The organism is Humibacillus sp. DSM 29435 (assembly GCF_001758225.1).
In the GTDB taxonomy this organism is placed as follows: Bacteria; Actinomycetota; Actinomycetes; order Actinomycetales; family Dermatophilaceae; genus DSM-29435.
The window spans coordinates 46,102-66,329 of record NZ_MAST01000007.1; the positions used below are offsets into that span (position 1 = coordinate 46,102).

The following is a 20,228-nucleotide window of genomic DNA, read 5'->3' on the forward strand; positions in this document are numbered from 1 at the left end:
CACCCCTCGGCGTGTCGCCGAGGGGAGTCGTGCGGCATCCGGCTCGAGGACGCTCCAGCGACGAAACGCGACGCTCAGGCTCTGGTTGAGGCTGAGACCTCAGAAGTTCGCGACGATGTCGAGCGCCCGTTGGAGGTCGTCGGGGTAGGGGCTCTCGAAGTGAACGTACTGGCCCGTGCCGGGGTGCTCGAACCCGAGGCCGACCGCGTGCAGCCACTGTCGGTCGAGCTTCAACCTCGATGCGAGGCTCGGGTCGGCGCCGTACATCGTGTCGCCGCAGCACGGGTGGTGCAGGGCGGCGAAGTGCACGCGGATCTGGTGGGTGCGACCGGTCTCGAGGTGGATGTTGAGCAGGCTGGAGTGCCGGAAGGCCTCGATCACCTCGTAGTGGGTGACCGAGGGCTTGCCGCCCTTCATGACGGCGAACTTGTACTCGTGGCCGGGATGACGCCCGATCGGGGCGTCGATGGTGCCGACGACGGGGTCAGGCAGTCCTTGCACGAGCGAGTGGTATGTCTTGTCGACCGTACGGCTGCGGAAGGCCTGCTTGAGGCGTGAGTAGGCGACCTCGCTCTTGGCCACCACCATCAGGCCGGAGGTGCCGACGTCGAGGCGGCTGACGATCCCCTGGCGCTCGGGCGCGCCCGAGGTGGAGATGCGGTAGCCGGCAGCCGCCAACCCCGACACCACGTCGGGGCCGACCCAGCCGACGCTGGGGTGGGCGGCCACCCCGACCGGCTTGTCGACCACAACAAGATCGTCGTCGTCGTGCACGATCGTCATGCCCGGCACGGGAGAGGCGACGACCGCGAGGCTGGGGCTCGGGGCGACGCTCGGCAACGACACCTCGAGCATCGAGCCGGCCAGCAGGCGTTCGGACTTGCCGACCGACGCGCCGTTCTGGATGACGTGGCCCTGCGCGGCCAGGTCGGCCGCCTTGGTGCGGGAGAGCCCGAAGAGACGCGCGACCCCAGCGTCGACCCGTTCGCCCTCGAGGCCGTCGGGCACCAGCACAGTTCGAACCTCAGACATCGCTTCTCTCGTTCCGCGCTCGGTCGCCGCTCGCGCTCTCGGCGGCGGCATCGTCAGGGCGTTCGGCGCGTTCAGAACGGCCGCCGCCGCTGTCACCATCTCGGCGCCCGTCTCGATGCCCATCTCGATACCCATCTCGATGCCCATCGACGCCGATCCCGAGCAGGGCCAGCAGCACGATGAGACAGGCAGCGCTGACGATCCAGATGTCGGCCACGTTGCCGATGAACCATCGGTTGTAGTCGATGAAGTCGACGACGTGGCCCGACCCGCCACCGGGCGGACGGACGAACCGGTCGGTGAGGTTGCCGACCGCGCTGCCGAGCAGGAGCCCGAGTGCGATCGCCCAGGCCCGGGAGCCCAGGCCCTTGGCCACGAACACGATGGCGACGAGCACCCCCAGGGCGATGGCCGTCATGACCCAGGTGTTGGAGGCGCCCAGGGACAGTGCGGCGCCGGGGTTGCCGATCAGCTTGAAGCGGATGAACTCGCCGACGAACGGACGCGGCTGCCCGTCGGCGAGCCGGTCGAGCGCAATGGCCTTGGACACCTGGTCGCTGGTGTAGGCCAGCACCGCCACCACCACGAGGAGGGCGAAGAGGGCCCGGCGCCGGGAGGCCGGTGCGGCCGGCTCTGCCGTCGACGAAGTGCCGTCGGAGTTCAGTGGCGATCCTGTTTTGCTTGGCATGACATGCACAGGGTCGCACGAGGACGGGCCTGGAGTCGAAGCTTGCCGATCGGGTTGCCGCAGTTCTCGCAGATGCCGTACGTTCCGGCGTCGAGCTGCTCGAGGGCGTGCTCGGCCTGGTCGAGCGAGGCCCGAGCGTTGTTGGCCAGCGCGATCTCGTGCACGCGCTCGGCCGTCATCGAACCGGCGTCGGCCTGGTCGTCGCCCGCTCCGTCACCCGAGTCGCGCAGCAGGTGGTCGAGCTCCTCCTCGGCCAGCCGCACCTCCTCGCGGTGGTTGTCGATCTCCTCCACGAGGATGCCGCGCACCTCGGTGATCTCGGCGGGGCTCCACGGGCTCTCGTCGTCCTTGACCCGAAGGCGGTCGGTGAGCTTGCCCACCGACGCCTTCGCGCCGGTCGTGGTCTTCGCCGACGGTGACTTCGTCGGCCTGGCCTGCGTCACGGATGCCTTCTTCGCTGCGGCTCTCGCCGCGGTTGTCGCTACCGGGGGCGTGGTGGCGGTGCTCGCCCTGGCCGTCCTGGTGCGGGTGCTGGTGCTGGTGCTGGCCGGCGCTGCCTTTTTGGCCGGCGCTGCCTTTTTGGCCGGCGCTGCCTTCTTGGCCGGCGCTGCCTTCTTGGCCGGCGCTGCCTTCTTGGCCGGCGCTGCCTTCTTGGCGGGCGCGGTCTTCGTCCCAGCGGTGACAGCCTTCCGAGCCGTGACCGAGGAACCACCGCCTCGGGATACGACGGCCTGCTCTGCTACGGCTTTGCCCGCCGCTGTCTTCTTCGCCGCCATCTCACCCTCCGTGGCTCATGCCATCGACACCCCACAAGTGGGGCTGACTGTAAGGCCCTGCTGACCAGAGCACCAAACACGACACCAACGTGGCGCGGCGTGGCGGTGGTGACACGTCGCGGGCCGGCCGCCCGTGCACACGATGAAGGGTCGCCCGAACGTTGTCTGAGCAACCCGTCATCGTTGTGGCGCCGGCGCTGGGTCGCTGACCGGATCAGCCCTGCTGCGCGCTCTCCGGCGCTGCCTCTGCGTGCTCGGTCGGCGCTGCCTCCGCGTGCTCGGTCGGCGTGGCCGGCTCGTGCTCGCTCTTGTCGAGGTCGTGCAGCTGGCCCTCGATGTAGGACTTCAGGTTGCTGCGGTAGTTCCTCTCGAAGCCGCGCAGCTCCTCGATGGTGCGGTCGAGCAGGCTCTTGCGCTCGGCGAGGTCGTCGAGCACGGCGGCCTTCTTCTGCTGGGCTTCGGCCACCATGCCCGTGGCGCGCTCTCGTGACTCCGTGAGCATCTCGTCGCGCTGGGCCGTGGCGGCGGCGATCATCTCGTCGCGCTGGGCTGTGGCCGCGGCGATCATCGCGTCGCGCTCGGCTGCGGCAGCGGCCGCGAGCTCCTCCGCCTGGCGGGCGGCCTCGTCGTGTTTGGCCTGGCCGGCTCCGGCAAGCTCGTCGAACGTCGTCTGGCCGGTCGACAACAGCTCGTCGTGGCGCTGTTGCGCTTCGGCGATGAGGGCGGCATGGCGGCTCTGCGCCTCGGTGATCAGCTCGTCGCGTCGAGCCTCACCGGCCGCGACGTGCTCGTCGTGCAGTCGCTGGGCGAGCGCGATGACTCCGGACGCGTCGAGTCCGGCGGTCGAGGCCGAGCCCATCCCCGTCGGCGCCGTGACGCCACTGCTGTTCGCGTCGGCCGGCGCGCTGTTGTCGGGAGAGTCGTGCCCAGAGTCGTGCCCAGAGTCGTCGGCGCTGTCGTCGCCCGACGGGGCTGCGGCGTCGGCACCGTCCACTTGAGCCGTCGCCCGCTCGATGCGCTCCTTGGCATCGCGCTCTGCGTTCTCGGCATCGGCGCTGGCCTTGGCCGCGCGGTCGGAGGCCGCCTTGAAGGCTCGCTCGGCGTCTTCGATCCGTGCCGTGATCGAATCGAGCTTGGCCTCGTCGTCGGCGCGCGCAACGTTCAGCTTCGCCGTCGTGGGGTCGGAGCCGCGAACGGCCGGCTGGTTCTTGCTGGCCCGGCAGTCGTTGAGCTGCTTGAGGTAGTCGTCGCGCTGCTCGATCAGCGAACGCATCTCGGCGACGATCTCGTCGAGGAAGTCATCGACGTCCTGCTCTGCGTAGCCCTTTCGGAACTGAGTGGGCTGGAAGTGCTTGTTGAGCACCTGCTCGGGCGTTAGGGCCATGGGTCACCTCGGTAGACGAAATGGATCAGGGTCACGTTATCCAACGTCCGGGCCGGCAACCACCGCAGAGCGGTCTCAGGTCAGGAAGGTGGGAACGTTGAGAGCCACCGAGGTGAGCAGCATCAGCACCAGGAACGACAGGTCCAGACGCACTCCGCCGAGGTTGGGCGACGGGACGACCTTGCGCAGGGCTCGCAGGGGTGGGTCGGTCACGGTGTAGACCGCTTCGGCGATGACGAGCACGACGCCGCTCGGCTTCCACGAACGCGCCAGCACCTGTACCCAGTCGATGATGAAACGACCGATGAGGGCGATGAAGAAGGTGAAGACCACCACCCCGTACACAGTCCAGAACGCGTTCATGTCTCCAGTCTCGCCGATCCGTGCCGACAAGACACCATCGACCCTGCTGACGTGGGCTCGCCCGAGAGGCGGTCAGCTCTGGTTGAAGAAGTTGCGGGTGCTCGCAACGGGAACCTCGGGCTCATCGGCCGAGACCTCGACGTGGGCGGGCGAGAGCAGGAACACCTTCGAGGTCACCCGCTCGATCGAGCCGTGCAGGCCGAAGACGAGGCCCGCCGCGAAGTCGACGAGCCGCTTGGCGTCGGCGTCGTCCATGTCGCTGAGGTTCATGATGACCGGCACCTGGTCGCGGAACCACTCACCGATGTTCTTGGCCTCGTTGTAGGTGCGTGGGTGGATGGTCGTGATTCGGCTCAGACCGCCGACGTCGGAGTCGCGCACCACGGCCGCCACGGGCCGCTTCATGGGTAGCTGGGTGACGGCGGCCGTGTGCTCGCCGGCTTCGGTGCCCTCGTAGGCCTCGTGGTCGTCGTACCCGTCGTCGTAACGCTGTTGCCGCGGGTCCTCCTCGCTGAGTCCGAGGTACACCATCGTCTTGCGCAGTGCCCCTGCCATGGCCAACTCCCAAGGAAAAACGTCTGAATCGTCGAACTGCGGTCGCGCATGACGTTACAGAAGGGGTGCCCGTGATCCGAGGATTGCGGTTCCGACACGCAGGTGAGTTGCCCCGGCTGCCACCGCCGGCTCGAGGTCGGCGCTCATCCCGGCCGAGATCCAGCCGGCTTCAGGGTGACTGGCCCGGATGCCGTCGGCGATGTCGCGCAGATCGGCGAAGCACAGAGCGGGGTCGGCGCCCACGGGCGCGACGGCCATCACCCCACGCAGGCGGAGCCGGTGGTGGGCGGCGATGCGGTCGGCGAGCTCGCTCACCTCCTCGCGTCGTGCGCCGCCGCGGGAGGTGTCGCCGTCGAGGCTCACCTGCACCAGCCCGTCGAGCACGCGGTCGGCGGACTCGGCCCCGCGTGCGAGTGCGTCGATGACCTTGGCCCGGTCGAGGGAGTGCACGGCGTCGGCGTAGCCGGCCACGCGACCCGCCTTGTTCGACTGGAGCTGACCGATGAAGTGAACGGTGAGCGCGTCGGCAACGCCGCTGCTGTGCTCCCGAAGTGCAGCTCGCACTTCGCCGACCTTCCCGGCCGCCTCCTGGTCGCGGTTCTCACCGATGTCCCGCACACCGAGCTCATGCAGCGTCAGCACGTCGGATGCCGGAAAATGCTTGGTCACCACGATCAGGTGCACCTCGCCGGGGTCGCTGCCCACGGCGTCGCAGGCTCGGGCGACTCGCTCGCGAACCGCGGTGAGGTTTCGGGCGAGCTCGTCCCGCCGTGTTGCGCTGGTCATGTCGATGCTGCCTCTCGGAGCATCACGACGCCGGCGAACCGGCCCGTGACGTGGTCGCGACGGTAGGAGTAGAGGTCGTCGTGCTCACGCGTGCACCCGGGCACCCACGTGATCGCAGCACCGGCGCCCACCAGCTGTTCGACCACGCCGGCGGCGACGTCGATCGCGTCGGTGCCGGTCCAGGACCGTGCACGCGAGGACGGCGACACCGCTGCCGCCCGGTCGGCGAGGTCGCCCGGCACCTCGTAGCACCGACCGCACACGGACGGACCGACGGTCGCGCTGATCTGGCTCGCCCCGAGCTCGCGCATGGCCCCGATCACCCGCAGCACCACCTGCGAGATGAGGCCCGGTCGCCCGGCGTGTGCCGCACCGATGACCCCTGCGCCCTCGTCGTAGAGCAGCACCGGCACACAGTCGGCGACGAGCACCGCGAGAGCGAGCCCGGTCTCGCGGCTCACGACGGCGTCGGCGTTCGGCGCAGCCTCAGTCCAGGGGCCGCGTGCGACGACCACGTGGTCGCTGTGCACCTGGTTCAGGAAGAGCAGTCGTTGCCGGGGCACGTCGAAGGCCGCGGCGAGGGCCGCCCGGTTCGACTCGACGTCGACCGCGTCGTCACCGACGTGTCCGCCGAGGTTGAGGCCGCGGAACGGAGCCGAGCCGGCGCCGGCCGATCGGCCGGTGAAGCCCAGCTCGACCGTTCTCGCGGGGGTGGTGACGGAGGTGGTCGCTACCGCCGAGCGCCAGAAGAACACCCGGCCAACCTAGCCGGTGGCCGGGTGCGGGGCCTGGTCTGGGCTCGGCGAGCGGGGCCGAGCCCAGACCAGTGCGACGGACGAGCGGCTACTTCAGGAAGTCGGGAACGTCGAGGTCGTCACTCTCTTCGAAGCTGACCTGACGCGGTGGCTGCGAGACCGGCTGCGCGGCTGGTGCCGCCTCGGCGGGCTCGGGGGTGCGGGCCGGCTGGGTCTGCTGGGTCGTGGCCGGAGTGGCCACCGGGTAGCTCGGGGCAGGAGTCGACGGGCGCTGCGCGGCCGCGTTGGGCCGGCCTCCCATGACCTGCCCGAGGGCGCGACCGTCTTCGCGTTTGGTCGGCCCGCCTGCGTCGAACCCGGCCGCGATGACCGTCACGCGCACCTCGTCGCCCAGAGCGTCGTCGATCACGGCACCGAAGATGATGTTGGCCTCGGGGTGGGCGGCCTCCTGAACGAGCCTCGCCGCCTCGTTGATCTCGAAGAGACCGAGGTCAGACCCGCCCTGAACCGAGAGCAGCACCCCGTGGGCGCCGTCGATCGAGGCCTCGAGCAGGGGCGAGCTGATGGCCAGCTCGGCCGCCTGCACCGCGCGGTCTTCGCCACGGGCCGAGCCGATGCCCATGAGCGCCGAACCGGCGCCCTTCATGACCGACTTCACGTCGGCGAAGTCGAGGTTGATCAGGCCGGGGGTGGTGATGAGGTCGGTGATGCCCTGCACGCCGGAGAGAAGAACCTGGTCGGCGGAGCGGAACGCGTCCATCATCGAGACGTTCCGGTCGCTGATCGACAGGAGCCGGTCGTTCGGGATGACGATCAGGGTGTCGACCTCCTCGCGGAGGCTGGCGATGCCCGACTCGGCCTGGTTGGCGCGCCGACGACCCTCGAAGGTGAAGGGCCGGGTCACGACGCCGATAGTCAGGGCGCCGATGTCGCGGGCGATGCGGGCCACGACCGGGGCGCCGCCGGTGCCGGTGCCGCCGCCCTCCCCTGCGGTCACGAAGACCATGTCGGCGCCGCGAAGCACCTCCTCGATCTCCTCGGCGTGGTCTTCGGCCGCCTTCTTGCCGACCTCGGGGTCGGCGCCGGCGCCGAGCCCCCGGGTGAGCTCGCGGCCCACGTCGAGCTTCACGTCGGCATCGCTCATGAGCAGCGCCTGGGCGTCAGTGTTGATGGCGATGAACTCGACGCCCTTGAGGCCGACGTCGATCATCCGGTTGATGGCGTTCACACCGCCACCGCCGATGCCGACGACCTTGATGACGGCCAAGTAGTTCTGCGGTGCTGCTGCCACGTGAGTGGGCCTTCCTCGGTGATGGTGCACGGTTCTGGGTGGTGCTGAAGAGATCGAAGGGATCGTGGTGGAATCGCGGTGGATCGTGGATCGTGGATCGTGTCGGCGGGTGGGCCGGTGGCCTTCGCCGCCACCGAACCGGAGACCGAACCGGAGACCGGGACGACGCACCCTGACGTTAAAGGTAAGGCTAAAGGTTACAGTTTGGTCACGACGTGTGACCTGACCGTATGACGTGAGACGGGGCCGATCAACCCGGGGGTCGGCGTGTCGGCACCCCACTTCGTCGCCAGTGACCGGTGCGGCGCTCCCGTCGACCCCAACCACACCTTCAGACCCATGCGTAGACCCTCGCCCCAAACCAGACCGAAGCACGAGTAATGGCCCGCACCGTTGCCGGTGACGGGGTGGGGGCCGGTCAGCGAGTGACGGGCGAGCTCGGAACGCTGACGTCAACGGTGGAGCCGGGCTGCTTGAGCAGGATCACGACGAGCCTGGCCTTGGTGACCGCGTCGCCAGGCCCGCCCCAGACCACCGTCTTGCGCGCACCCTTGACCGTCAAGGTGAACTTCACCTGGTCGGCCGCCGAGACGGTGACTCCTGAGACCGTTCTGCGCAGGGCCGGGTCGAGAGCCGAGAGGGCCTGCAGGGCCGCCGTCACCCCCACCCGGGTCACCACGGTCGTGCCTGCGGTGACCAGCGGCACTCCCTGCGGAGGATCGGCCACCGTGCGGAAGGCGAAGCCCTTTCCGTCGACCACCTCGACCCGGCCGGAGGAGGTACGCACGGCCAGGGCTGCCTCACGAGGGCGCACCGTGATCGTGACGGTGTGCGGAAGACTTCGCTCAACCGCGATGTCGGCCCATTGGCGGTCGGCTTCCAAGCGCCGGGTGACCGCCGCCGTGTCGACCCGCAGCACTGGGCCGCCGAGGGGTACGGCGGCGGCTCGGCGAACCTGCGCAGCCTGCGCCGTCGAGGCGCCCTTGACCACCACGGCGTCGGCCGTGAACACCGGGCTGAACCAGCCGAGCCAGGCCACCAGGCCCATCGCCAGCAACAGAGCCACCGCGACCGCGGCGATGACTCGGGGCCGGCGCCGGGCGGCTGCGGCGCGCTTCTCGAACCGGATCCGCGCCGACGACAGGCCCTGGTCGGTGTCGCGCTTCGGGTCGCGCGTCAGCAGACGGGTGATCATCATGAGACATCCTCGTGAAGCAGCCGCAGCACCTCGGGCCCGATCATCGTGACATCACCGGCGCCGACGGTCAGCAGCAGGTCGCCCGGGCGCACCAGCCTCGCGGCCCGAACCGCGACCTCGCTCCACGACGGCACGTAGTGCACCTGCACGCCGGGGCGGGCGAGCGCAACGGCGTCGGCCACCAGGGCACCCGATACCCCTGGCACGGGGTCTTCGCGAGCGGCGTAGACATCCATCACCAGCACGACATCGGCCGGCGACAAGCCGGCGCCGAGCTGCTTCGCGAAGTCGCGGGTGCGGCTGTAGAGATGGGGTTGGAACACGACGACGAGTCGGCCGGTGCCTTTGACCAGGCCGGCCGCCGTCTCGACCACCGCGGTCACCTTGCCGGCGTTGTGGGCATAGTCGTCGACGACCACGACCCCGCCCGCCTCGCCCTTGGGCTCGAACCGCCGGCGTGTGCCCGTGAACGACGCGAGGCCGGCCAGCACCAGGTCGGGGCGTTGCCCCAGCCCGTGGACGGCCGCAGCGTAGGCGGCGGCCGCGTTGAGGGCGTTGTGTCGGCCGGGCACAGCGAGACGGAGCTCGAAGGTCTCCCCCGCGTCGGTGAGCCGCACCGTCGAGCTGAGACCGTCGACATGGTCGCTGAGCACCAGGTCGGCCTCGGGAGCGAAGCCGTAGGTGAAGACCCGGACGCCGGTCGCCCGGGCGCGCCGGGCGAGCTCGACGGCGCCGTCGTCATCAGCACAGGTCACGAGCAGGCCCTGCGGGCGGATGGTCGAGACGAAGACGTCGTACGCCGCCTGGACAACGTTGAAGTTGAGGTAGAAGTCAAGGTGGTCCGGCTGCACATTGGTGACGATCGCCACCTCGGGCCGGTAGACGATGAAGGAGCCGTCACTCTCGTCGGCTTCGGCGACGAACACGTCGTCAGAACCGTGGTGGGCGTTGGTGCCGTGCTTGGCCAGCTCGCCGCCCACCGCGAACGACGGGTCGAGCCCGGCCCCCTGCAGGGCCACCGTGAGCATCGAGGTCGTGGTCGTCTTGCCGTTAGCCCCGGCGACCGCCACCGCTCGGTGGCCGTTCATCAGAGCGGCCAGGGCCTGCGCCCGGTGCAGCACGGGAACCCCTCGCCCGCGGGCGGCCAGCAGCTCGACGTTCTCGTCGCGGATCGACGACGACATCACGACGGTGTCGGCGTTCGACTGGTGGGCGGCGTCGAAGCCCACCCACACCTGCGCCCCTTCTCGTTCGAGGGCGAGCAGTACGGGCACGTCCTTGGCGTCGGATCCGGACACCGACAGACCTCGACCCAACATGATGCGGGCCACGCCCGACATGCCGGCGCCACCGATCGCAAGGAAGTGCACGTGCCCGAGGCGGTCGGCCGCCGGCACCGGAGCCGTGAAGTCGAAGCGGGACGCGGCGAAGGGGTCGGTCTCAGACGGTATGCAGGTCATGCGCGGGTGCCCCATGCCAGCTCGACCAGGTCGGCCAGCTGCTCGTCGGCAGCCGGCTCGCCCAGCGCAGCGCTCGCGCGTGCCATCACCGCGAGCCGGTCACCGTCGGTGGCCAGGGGGATCAGCTCGGTCTCGACCCAGTGCGGGGTCAGGGCGTCGTCGTCGACGAGCAGACCTCCCCCGGCGGCCACCACGTCGGCCGCGTTCAGGCGCTGTTCCCCGTTGCCGATCGGCAGGGGCACGTAGACCGCGGGGAGGCCGACCGTCGTGAGCTCGCAGACGGTGTTGGCACCGGAGCGGGCGACGACGAGGTCGGCGGCGGCGTACGCGAGCTCCATGCGGTCTGCGTACTCCACGACGACGTAGGGGGCCCCCACCGCGGGCACGTCCGGCACGAAGGTCTTGCCCTGCCCGGTGACGTGCAGCACCTGCACTCCGCCTCGGCTGAGCGCCGCCACAGTAGAGGCGAACGCGTCGTTGAGGCGTTTGGCGCCGAGCGAGCCACCGGTGACGAGCACCGTGGGCCACTCGGTGGCGAGGCCGAAGTGGGCGAGCGCCTCGTCACGCAGGGCCGACCGGTCGAGTGTCGCGATCTCGCGGCGCAACGGCATCCCGATGCGCCGGGCGTGCGGGAGGTCAGTGGTGCTGAAGGTCGTGGCGACGAACGTGGTGAACCGGGCCCCCACCCGGTTGGCCAGCCCGGGCCGGGCGTTCTGCTCGTGGATGACGATCGGCACCCTGCGCCGCCGGGCAGCGAGGTAGGCCGGGGTGCTGACGTAGCCACCGAACCCCACGACGACCTCGGCGCCGGTCTCGTCGATCGCGGCGCCCGCTGCGTCGACCGCGGCCTTGAGACGGCCCGGAAGCTTGAGCAGGTCAGCGCTCGGGCGCCGCGGCAGCGGCACCTTGGGAACGAACCGTAGCCCAAAGCCTCGCGCCGGGATGAGCCGTGCCTCGAGCCCCTCCTCGGTGCCGAGGGCTGTGACGACCAGGTCGGGGTGTCGCCGGGTCAGCGTGTCGGCCAGGGCGAGCAGCGGCGAGACGTGACCGGCGCTGCCCCCTCCCGCGAGCAGGACGGAGGTGGGCGAGGACATCGCGATCACCGGCCCCCGCGCCGGGACGAGAGCGTGGCGCGCGTGGGCAGCACCGCGAACGACCGTTTGATCATGCTCGGTCGGGCCGCCAGCAGGGCCCGGCAGCCGGGTTCGCCCCGCGCGAAGGACAGCAGGATGCCCAGAGCCACCATCGTGGTCACCAGCGACGAGCCGCCCGCGGAGACGAGTGGAAGGGGCACCCCCACGACAGGGAAGAGCCCGATGACCGAACCGATGTTGATGATGGCCTGCCCGAGCAGCCACGCCATGATGCCCGCTGCCGCGATGCGCACGAACTTGTCCTGGGTGCGCTTGACCAGCCGGTAGGCCGCCCACGCCAGGATGGCGAAGAGGGCCAGGATCATCAAGGTTCCGGGAAGCCCGAGCTCCTCGCCGATGATGGCGAAGATGAAGTCGTTGTGCGCCTCGGAGAGCCACTCCCACTTCTCCTTCGACGCGCCGAGGCCGACGCCCCACCAGCCGCCGTCGGCCAGGGCGTACATGCCGTGCACCGACTGGCCGCAGAGGCCGTTCGGGTCGGTCTGGCACTCCGGCGAGAGAAAGCTGGTGATGCGGGTCATGCGGTTGTCACTGGTCAGCACCATGACGGCCACGCCTGCGAGGCCGAGCATGGCTCCAGCCCCGAAGAGCCACATCGGCGCCCCGGCCACCGCGAGCACGGCAGCGACGATGACCAGCAGCACGATCGCGGTGCCGAGGTCGTGGCCCGCAAGCACGAGGGCCAGCACGACCGCCGCGACCGGGATGACGTAGGGCAGCAGCACGTGCACCGGTCGGGCCACGAGGGCGCCCTTGTTGGCGAAGACCATCGCGCCGACGAGCACCAGCGCCAGCTTCGCGAACTCAGAGGGCTGGAACTGCAGCGGCCCGAGGGCCAACCAGTTGCGGTTGCCGTTCACCGTTCTGCCGAGAGGGGTGACGAGCACGAGGGTCTGCAGGGCCACGGCGAGCAGCAGGGTCGGCACGGCGAGCCGCTTCCACCAGGCCACCTGCAGGTGCACCGCCACGGCCGCGCCGACCGCACCGATACCGGCGAACATCAGCTGGCGCAGGAAGACCGAGTACGAGGCCTGGTCAGACAGGAGCGCCTCGACGCTGGAGGCCGAGAAGACCATGATCAGCCCGAACACCACGAGGGTCGTGGTGGCCCCGAGGATCAGGTAGTAGGTGGTGAGCGGCGACTCGAGGCGGCCGATGACCGGCAGCGCGCGCGCGGCGCCTGGGGGGTCTTCGGCGGTGCGGGCAGCAGTGACCTTGCGCGGGGTGGTGGTCGTGCTCACAGCTCACCCACGTCGTTCTCGGCGTGCCATCGAACCGCCTCCTCGAAGGCATCGCCCCGGGCTCCGTAGTTGGTGAACATGTCCATGGAGGCCGCGGCCGGCGCCAGCAGCACCACATCGCCCGGCTGGGCGAGCCGGGCAGCCTGGGCGACGACGTGACGCATGACCCCAGTGTCGGTCGCGGCCACGTCGACGACGGGGACCTCGGGCGCGTGTCGGGCCAGTGCTTGCGCGATCTGGTCGCGGTCGGCCCCCACGAGCACGACGCCCCGCAGTCGCGAGGCCATCTCCTCGACGAGGCTGTCGACGTCGGCGCCCTTCAGCAGGCCCCCGGCGATCCAGACGACGCTGTCGAACGAGCGGATCGCCGCGGCTGCCGCGTGTGGGTTCGTCGCCTTCGAGTCGTTGACGAAGCGAACGCCTCGCACGGTCGCGATCTCGGCAATGCGGTGTCGGTCGGGCCGGAAGGCGCGTAGGCCGTCACGCACCGCGAGCGGCCCGACCCCGTAAGCCCGCGCCAGGGCAGCCGCGGCCAGGGCGTTGGCGATGTAGTGGGGTGCCACCGACGGTGCGTCACCGCGCAGGTCGGCGATGGTGCACAGCTCGGCCGCCGAGCGCTGGCGCTGCTCGACGAACGCCCGGTCGGCCAGCACGTCCTCGACGACGCCCACCATCGACGGCCCGGGGATGCCGGTCGTGAACCCGACGGCCCGGCATCCTTCGACGACGTCGGCCTCCATCACCAGCGCTTCGGTCTGGAGGTCACCCACGTTGTAGATGCAGGCCAGGTGGGTGTGGTCGTAGATCTTGCCCTTGGCCTTGAGGTACTCGGCGTACGACCCGTGCCAGTCGAGGTGGTCGGGTGCCACGTTGAGCACGGCCGACGCCACCGCGGAGATCGACCGCTGCCAGTACAGCTGGAAGCTCGACAGCTCGACCGCGAGCACGTCGTAGGGCTCGGGGTGCAGCACCGCCTCGAGCAAGGGGGTGCCGACGTTCCCCGCGGCGGTCGCGCGCAGACCGGCCGCCTGCAGGATCGAGGACAGCATGGTGACGGTGGTGGTCTTGCCGTTGGTGCCGGTCACCGTGAGCCACGGGGCAGCGCCGTCGCGGGCGCGCATCCGCCAGGCGAGCTCGACCTCACCCCACACGGGGACGTCCGAGGTCGCCGCCGAGAGCATCAGGGGGTCGTGGGGAGGAACCCCTGGTGAGGTGACGACCAGGTCGGTGCCGGGAGGCACGTCGGCCAGGTGCTCGGGGCCGAGCCGCACGTCGACGTCGAGGATGGTCAGGATCGTCGCGCGCTGGGAGATCGCCTCGGTCACATCGCGCGAGACCACCGTGACGTGGGCGCCCCGCTCGGCGAGCGCGTCGGCGGCCGCGAACCCCGACACCCCGAGACCGACGACGAGCACCCGCAGACCGGCCCAGTCTGCGTCGCGGTGGGTGAGCCCCTCACGGGGCTCGTAGGACGGGTCGAAGCTCACTGCGAGCCCACCACCCACTCGGCGTAGAAGAGACCCAGCCCCAGGGCCACGAAGAGGCCGGCGATGATCCAGAACCGCACGACCACCGTCACCTCGTTCCAGCCGACCATCTCGAAATGGTGGTGCAGCGGAGCCATTCGCAGCACCCGTTTGCCCGTCGACTTGAAGGAGGCCACCTGGGCGACCACCGACAGGGTCTCGAGAACGAACATGCCGCCGAGGATGATGAGCAGGATCTCGGTGCGAGTGGTGATCGCCAGCCCGGCCAGCGCCCCCCCGAGGGCCAGCGAGCCGGTGTCGCCCATGAAGATCTTCGCCGGTGTCGCGTTCCACCAGAGGAAGCCGAAGCAGGCCCCCATCCCGGCCGCCGCGACCAGGGCCAGGTCGTGGGAGTCGCGCACCTCGTAGCACTTGATACCCGGGTTGGTCTGACAGTTCTGGTTGTAGGTCCAGATGCTGATGAGCACGTAGGCACCGAAGACCATCGTCGAGACCCCCGTGGCGAGCCCGTCGAGCCCGTCGGTGAGGTTCACCCCGTTGGTCGTGCCGGCGATCATGAGGTTGGCCCACACCACGAACAGCACGACCCCGAGGATCGTGCCTGCGAAAGCGAGGCTGATGTTGGTGTCGCGCACGAAGGAGATGAAGGGTGAGGCCGGGGTGCGGTACTGCGCGTTGGGGAACTGCAGCGCCAGCACCGCGAAGATGACACCGACCAACGCCTGGCCGAGCAGCTTCTCGCGCGAGCGCAGCCCCAGGCTGCGTTGCTTGCTGATCTTGATGAAGTCATCGAGAAAACCCACCACCCCCATGCCCACCATGAGGAAGAGCACCAGCAGACCACTGGCGGTCGGCGGGGTGAGCGTGAGCAGGTGGGCCACGGCGTAGGCCACGACAGTGGCCGCGATGATGACCGCGCCCCCCATCGTGGGGGTACCGCGCTTGGTGTGGTGCGAGGTGGGTCCGTCGTCACGGATGAACTGCCCGTATCCGCGCCGCTCGAGAAACTTGATGAAGAGCGGGGTGCCGAGCAACGAGATGATGAGCGAGAACGTCGCGGCGAGGAGCACACCCTTCACTGCGCGACCACCTCTCCTGTCGGCGACGTCGGCGGCGCCGTCTGGGCCAGCCGGTCCCCGAGCCACCGTAGCCCGCTGTCCCGGCTCGACTTGACCAACACGACGTCGCCGCGCCGAACGGTCGCCTCGATGTGGTCGTAGGCCGCCTCGATGTCGGGCACCCAGTGGGGGGCGCCCATCACCCGGGCGCCCGCACCGACGGCCACGATCTCGTCGATACCGAGACCAGCAGCCAGCTGTACGACCGCGCGGTGCTCGTCGTCGCTCTCGTCGCCGAGCTCGAGCATGCTGCCGAGCACCGCCCACCGCCGGCCGTCGGTGGCGATCGCGGCCAGGGCTTCGAGGGCGGCCCGCATCGACTCGGGGTTGGCGTTGTAGGCGTCGTTGACGATCACGACACCGTCGGGCCGTTCGGTGACCTCCATGCGCCACCGGCTCCCCGCGATCGCGGCCGAGAGCCGTTCGGCCACGTCACTGAGCGCCACTCCCAGCTCGAGGGCAGCGGCGGCCACGGCGAGCGAGTTGGCGACGTGGTGCAAACCGCTCTGACGCAGGGTGACCTGGCGTCGTCCTGACGCGGTGACGAGGGTGTAGGTAGCCCTCCCTCGGGCGTCGAGCTCCACGTCTTCGGCGCGCACGTCGGCGCTCGGGGCGCGACCGACGAACACCACCCGCGAGGCCAGGCCGGTCGCCATGGCCGACACGAGGGGGTCGTCGGCGTTGAGGATGCTGAGCCCGCCCGGCCCGACCGCGCGGGGCAGCTCGGCCTTGGCGATCGCGATGTTCTCGCGAGAGCCGAACTCGCCGAGGTGGGCGCTGCCGACGTTGAGCACGATGGCGACCTCGGGTGGTGCGATGGAGGTGAGGTAGGCGATGTGCCCGACTCCCCTGGCGCCCATCTCGGCGACGAGGAAGGCGGTCGTGGGGGTGACGCGGCACACGGTCAGCGGCACCCCGATCTCACCGTTGAGCGAGTTGACCGGGGCCACCGTCTCACCGCTCGGCGCGAGCACCGAGGCAAGCAGGTCCTTGGTGCTCGTCTTGCCCGACGAACCGGTGACGGCGACCACGCGCAGGTGCGGGGCCCGGTCGAGCACCGCCCGCGCCAGGAGCCCGAAGGCGAGCTGGACGTCGTCGACGACGACGCACGGCAGGTCGTCGAGCGGGCGGGAGGTCAGCGCGGCAACCGCCCCGGCGGCAGCGGCGGCAGCCGCGAACGTGTGGCCATCGGCCTGCTCGCCGACGCGGGCGACGTAGAGCCCGCCGGGGCCGCACTCACGTGAGTCGGTGGTGACGGGACCGTCGACGACGACACTCTCAGGGTCGAGCTCGCCGTGGACCCGGCCCCCCGTGACGTCGCGGATCTCACTGAGCAGCATCGGGATCATGGGCGCGTCCCCGAGGTCGCGGCCGACAGGGCGGCGAGCACGGCATCCCGGTCGTCGAAGGGGTGCATGACGCCGTCGATCTCCTGCCCCTTCTCGTGGCCCTTGCCGAGCACGATGACCGTGTCGACGGCGTCGGCCCCACCACGGGTTCTCGTCTCGTCGACCCCGATCGATACTGCTCGCGCGATCGCTGCTGCGCGCGCACCGCCGTCGATGAGCTCGGTGGCCATGGCCGACCCGGCCTCGATGAGCTCGCGTGCGCCGGCCAGCACCGCGGCGCGGATCGCGGCCGGCTGCTCTGACCTCGGGTTGTCATCGGTGACCACGACCACGTCGGCGTGCCGAGCGGCTGCGGCACCCATCCGTGGGCGTTTGCCCCGGTCGCGGTCACCTCCGGCGCCGAGCACCACGATGAGCCGCCCACTGGTGGAGGGCCGCAGTGCGGCGAGCGCCGCGTCGACGGCGTCGGGAGTGTGCGCGAAGTCGACGATGCAGCGCGGCGACCCCGGGCGGTCTGCGGAGCGCGCGGCGCCGGCGGCCACGAGCTGCATTCGCCCCGGCACGTCGGGAGGCACCGCCATCGCGGCCTCCACCGCCGCCGGCTCGAGGCCGATCGCGACCAGCGCCAGAGCCGCCAGCGCGGTGTTGGCCACGTTGAACGTGCCGGCGAGGTGCGAGACGAGCCGCAGCTGCGACCCGTCGCGCGCTTGCAGCGTGAACGTACCGTCGTCGCTCGAGCGAGCGACGACCCAGTCGGCCGACGTGTCACTCGTGCTGACGGTGGTGACCGGCACGCTGGCCTCGGCGGCCAGTCGGAGGCCCCACTCGTCGTCGACCCCCACCACGGCCCGCCGTGACCGGGCGGGGGTGAACAGCGAGGCCTTGGCCTGGTAGTAGTCCTGCATGTCGGCGTGGAAGTCGAGGTGGTCCTGGGAGAGGTTGGTGAACAGCGCCACGTCGTAGACGACCCCGTCGACCCGGTGCAGCGCGAGCGCGTGGCTCGACACCTCCATGACGCAGGTGTCGAGCCCGCGCTCTCGCATCAGGGCCAGGAGGGCATGCAGGTCAGTGGTCTCGGGTGTGGTGCGCACGGAGTCGATGACCTCGTCACCGAGCCGGGTCTCGACGGTGCCGATGAGGCCCGTGCGCCGGCCGTGGGCGCGCAGTGCCGACTCGATCAGGTAGGCCGTCGTGGTCTTGCCGTTCGTGCCCGTCACCCCGATCATTTTCAGATCGGTGGAGGGGTCGCCGTACACCTGGGCGGCGACCGCCCCGAGCACCTCTCGGGGCCGATCGACCACCACGACGGGCATGCCGGCCGGCACCCGGCCGGCGCCGGCGGCATCCGTGAGCACGGCCACCGCACCACGCTCGAACGCCTGGGCGGCGAAGTCGGCGCCGTGGGCGTTGAAGCCGGGCAGGGCGGCGTACAGGTCACCCCGCACCACGGTGCGGCTGTCGAGGCTCACCCCGGTCACGACCGGGTCGGCGTCGGGCTGACGGTCGAGCGGCACCCCGAGGCGAGCGACCAGCTCGCGCAGGGCCACCCCCGAGGTGGCGGGACGGATCAGGGCAGAGGACACGTCATCGAAACTTACAGGCCGTCACGCTTCGCGCGCGCATCGCTCAGCACCGTGGGGTCGCGATCGGACAGGGGCTTGGTCGACCAGACGTGGTAGCTGAGCGGCGACGGCGTGCTGAGCGGCACGTTGTCGCGCTCGAGGAGGTAGGTCATGATCTGGTTGAACACGGGCCCGGCCAGGGCGCCGCCGAACATGCCCGACGTGGGCTTCTGGATGATCACCGCGACGACGTACTTGGCGTTCTCGGCCGGTGCGTAGCCGATGAAGGAAGCCGTGAAGCCGTTGTAGCCCTTCGTCTTGTCGTCGTAGCGGTCGGCAGTTCCGGTCTTGCCGGCCACCCGGTAGCCCTTGATGCGTGCGTCGCGAGCGGTGCCGTCAGGGCCGGTGACCTCTTCCATCATGCGCGACAGCTTCGTGGCGGTGTCCTGCGAGACCACGCGCTCGGGCGTGGTCGCGGGGGTCGGGACGAGCGTGCCGCTGTCGTTGACCGTGCCCTCGACGAGCGACGGGGGCACCCGCACCCCCTTGTTCGCGATGGTCGCGAAGATGCTGGCGGCCTGCACCGCGGTGACGGCGTAGCCCTGGCCGAAGAGCATGGTGTAGCGCTGCTGGGGGTTGATCTTGTCGGCCTTCACCAGCACGCCCGCCGACTCGCCGGGGAAGCCGATCGGCGTTTTCTGCCCCACCCCGAACTTGCGGTAGAAGCTCGCCATCACGGCGGTCTTGACCCGCTCACCGATGAGGATCGTGCCCATGTTCGACGACTTGGCGATGACGCCGGTGGCCGTCATGTTCTCGACGCCGTGGGCCTCGTTGTCCTTGAACCGGATGCCGGCCCGGGGCAGCCGCGAGGGCACGATGACGCCGGTGTCGGGGGTGATCACCTTCTCCTCCAAGGCCGCTGCCAACGTCATCAGCTTGCCGGTCGAACCCGGCTCGAAGGCGTCGTTGAAGGCCACGTTGCCCAGGTTGGCCTTGTTGGCGCCACCCGGGTCGGTCGGGTCGAAGCTCGGGTAGCTGGCGGCAGCGCGCACCTTTCCGGTGGCCGCCTCGATGACAACCGCGGTGCCCGACTCGGCCCCGACCGCCGTGACCTGCTTCGCGAGGGCGTTCTGGGCGTACCACTGCAGGTCGGCGTCGATGGTCAGCTTGACGCTGCGACCGTTGACCACGGGCGTGTCGACCCGCTGCGAGCCCGGAATGACGTAGCCGTCACGGGCCTGTTCGGCCACGAGCTTGCCGGGGGTGCCGGCGAGCACCCCGTTCAGCATCTGCTCGACGCCGCCACCCGGCTGCTGGTCACTGGGCAGCACGAAACCGACGAGCTGGCCCAGGGCCATACCGGACGGGTAGAGCCGCTGGGCGGTGCGCTCGGAGTCGATGCCCGGCACCCCGAGGGCCCGGATCTGCGCCCATACGGTGGGGTTCACGAGCTTCTTGACGATGACGTAGCGCTTGCCGGGACGGGTGAAGAGTCCGTTGAGGTCGGCGACGCTCATGTCGAGCAGCGGCGCGAGCGCGGCCGCTGCACCGGCCGCGCCGACCTTGGTGACGGTGCCGTCGACCCTGGCCTTGTACTCCCGGACCGCGGTCGGGTCGACCGTCACCGTGAAGCGCTCGACCGACTCGGCGAGCACCTGGCCGTTTGTGTCGAGGATCTGGCCGCGTAGCGCCGGCGTCGGCGAGGTGAACTGCCGCTTGTTCAGCGCCGCAGCCTGGGTTGCCGACGCGTCGAACGCCTGGATGCGCAGCAGCTGGCCGGCGAAGACGGTGAAGATCACGAGAACGGTCGCGAGCATCACCGTGATGCGCCGTCTCGGGTTCGCACGGGAGATGCGCAGCCGCCGACCTCGCCGACCGCGGCCTCCGCCCCCTCCTGCGCCACCCCCTCCTGCGCCCCCGGAGCCCCGCCTGCCGGCGGGCGCCTGCGAGCGTTTCGGAGCCGGACCGCGGCCGCGGCCCGTGGGTGAGGCGGCGCGGCCCGTGGGTGAGGCGGCGCGGCCCGTGG

The 20,228-nt window shown here is 70.4% G+C and carries 19 protein-coding genes; 1 reads left to right on the plus strand and 18 read right to left on the minus strand.

Features of this window, described 5'->3' with window-relative positions; translation table 11 throughout:
• Positions 1-99: 99 nt before the first annotated feature.
• The 3 genes from BA895_RS06180 to BA895_RS24325 are packed head-to-tail and all read right to left on the minus strand — an operon-like array spanning position 100 to position 2,100.
• Positions 100-1,032: an RluA family pseudouridine synthase gene (locus BA895_RS06180; protein ID WP_070191026.1), complete on the minus strand. Its 933-nt coding sequence runs from the start codon at positions 1,030-1,032 to the stop codon at positions 100-102.
• Entirely contained in the window at positions 1,025-1,720 is a 696-nt protein-coding gene (locus BA895_RS06185) for a signal peptidase II (protein ID WP_083283034.1), read from the minus strand. The genes BA895_RS06180 and BA895_RS06185 overlap by 8 nt, the downstream gene beginning before the upstream one ends.
• The gene (locus BA895_RS24325) at positions 1,693-2,100 is read right to left on the minus strand and encodes a TraR/DksA family transcriptional regulator (RefSeq protein WP_254666351.1); all 408 of its coding nucleotides are present in this window, start codon (positions 2,098-2,100) and stop codon (positions 1,693-1,695) included. The genes BA895_RS06185 and BA895_RS24325 overlap by 28 nt, the downstream gene beginning before the upstream one ends.
• On the opposite strand from BA895_RS24325, the gene BA895_RS24330 reads away from it, so the two are divergent.
• Complete coding sequence (locus BA895_RS24330) at positions 2,087-2,560, plus strand: hypothetical protein (protein WP_254666352.1); 474 nt, start codon at positions 2,087-2,089, stop codon at positions 2,558-2,560. The genes BA895_RS24325 and BA895_RS24330 overlap by 14 nt on opposite strands.
• A 150-nt stretch (positions 2,561-2,710) precedes the next feature.
• Here the strand turns inward: BA895_RS24330 and BA895_RS06200 are convergent, their stop codons facing one another.
• The 15 genes from BA895_RS06200 to BA895_RS06270 form a co-directional block, all read right to left on the minus strand.
• The gene (locus tag BA895_RS06200; protein WP_070191029.1) at positions 2,711-3,880 is read right to left on the minus strand and encodes a DivIVA domain-containing protein; all 1,170 of its coding nucleotides are present in this window, start codon (positions 3,878-3,880) and stop codon (positions 2,711-2,713) included.
• A gap of 75 nt (positions 3,881-3,955) precedes the next feature.
• Positions 3,956-4,243 carry a YggT family protein gene (locus BA895_RS06205; RefSeq protein WP_070191030.1) on the minus strand — a complete coding sequence of 96 codons (288 nt, stop codon included), beginning with the start codon at positions 4,241-4,243 and terminating at the stop codon, positions 3,956-3,958.
• Positions 4,244-4,315: 72 nt separating this feature from the next.
• Complete coding sequence (locus BA895_RS06210) at positions 4,316-4,798, minus strand: cell division protein SepF (RefSeq protein WP_070191031.1); 483 nt, start codon at positions 4,796-4,798, stop codon at positions 4,316-4,318.
• A 54-nt stretch (positions 4,799-4,852) separates the two neighbouring features.
• Positions 4,853-5,584 carry a YggS family pyridoxal phosphate-dependent enzyme gene (locus BA895_RS06215; protein WP_070191032.1) on the minus strand — a complete coding sequence of 244 codons (732 nt, stop codon included), beginning with the start codon at positions 5,582-5,584 and terminating at the stop codon, positions 4,853-4,855.
• Positions 5,581-6,339, minus strand: a complete 759-nt coding sequence (pgeF, locus tag BA895_RS06220; protein ID WP_070191033.1) for a peptidoglycan editing factor PgeF — start codon at positions 6,337-6,339, stop codon at positions 5,581-5,583. The genes BA895_RS06215 and pgeF overlap by 4 nt, the downstream gene beginning before the upstream one ends.
• Positions 6,340-6,427: 88 nt before the next feature.
• Positions 6,428-7,630, minus strand: coding sequence for a cell division protein FtsZ (gene ftsZ / locus BA895_RS06225; protein WP_070191034.1), 1,203 nt, complete (start codon positions 7,628-7,630; stop codon positions 6,428-6,430).
• 418 nt (positions 7,631-8,048) lie between these two features.
• On the minus strand, positions 8,049-8,828 hold the full coding sequence (locus BA895_RS06230) for a cell division protein FtsQ/DivIB (protein ID WP_083283036.1): 780 nt from the start codon (positions 8,826-8,828) through the stop codon (positions 8,049-8,051).
• Positions 8,825-10,288 (minus strand): UDP-N-acetylmuramate--L-alanine ligase, encoded by a 1,464-nt coding sequence (gene murC / locus BA895_RS06235; protein ID WP_070191085.1) that lies wholly within the window; start codon positions 10,286-10,288, stop codon positions 8,825-8,827. The genes BA895_RS06230 and murC overlap by 4 nt, the downstream gene beginning before the upstream one ends.
• The gene (murG, locus tag BA895_RS06240) at positions 10,285-11,382 is read right to left on the minus strand and encodes an undecaprenyldiphospho-muramoylpentapeptide beta-N-acetylglucosaminyltransferase (RefSeq protein WP_070191087.1); all 1,098 of its coding nucleotides are present in this window, start codon (positions 11,380-11,382) and stop codon (positions 10,285-10,287) included. Before murG ends, murC begins: the two co-directional genes overlap by 4 nt.
• 5 nt (positions 11,383-11,387) lie before the next feature.
• Positions 11,388-12,683, minus strand: a complete 1,296-nt coding sequence (gene ftsW, locus BA895_RS06245; protein ID WP_070191036.1) for a putative lipid II flippase FtsW — start codon at positions 12,681-12,683, stop codon at positions 11,388-11,390.
• Positions 12,680-14,170 (minus strand): UDP-N-acetylmuramoyl-L-alanine--D-glutamate ligase, encoded by a 1,491-nt coding sequence (gene murD / locus BA895_RS06250; RefSeq protein ID WP_070191086.1) that lies wholly within the window; start codon positions 14,168-14,170, stop codon positions 12,680-12,682. Before murD ends, ftsW begins: the two co-directional genes overlap by 4 nt.
• Entirely contained in the window at positions 14,167-15,249 is a 1,083-nt protein-coding gene (mraY, locus tag BA895_RS06255) for a phospho-N-acetylmuramoyl-pentapeptide-transferase (RefSeq protein WP_070191037.1), read from the minus strand. The genes murD and mraY overlap by 4 nt, the downstream gene beginning before the upstream one ends.
• A complete protein-coding gene (murF, locus tag BA895_RS06260; protein ID WP_070191038.1) occupies positions 15,246-16,637 on the minus strand; it encodes a UDP-N-acetylmuramoyl-tripeptide--D-alanyl-D-alanine ligase in 1,392 nt (463 codons plus the stop codon). Before murF ends, mraY begins: the two co-directional genes overlap by 4 nt.
• Complete coding sequence (locus BA895_RS06265; protein WP_139142528.1) at positions 16,634-18,220, minus strand: UDP-N-acetylmuramoyl-L-alanyl-D-glutamate--2,6-diaminopimelate ligase; 1,587 nt, start codon at positions 18,218-18,220, stop codon at positions 16,634-16,636. Before BA895_RS06265 ends, murF begins: the two co-directional genes overlap by 4 nt.
• A gap of 11 nt (positions 18,221-18,231) precedes the next feature.
• Positions 18,232-20,019, minus strand: coding sequence for a penicillin-binding protein 2 (locus BA895_RS06270; protein ID WP_070191039.1), 1,788 nt, complete (start codon positions 20,017-20,019; stop codon positions 18,232-18,234).
• Between the last annotated feature and the right edge of the window lie 209 nt (positions 20,020-20,228).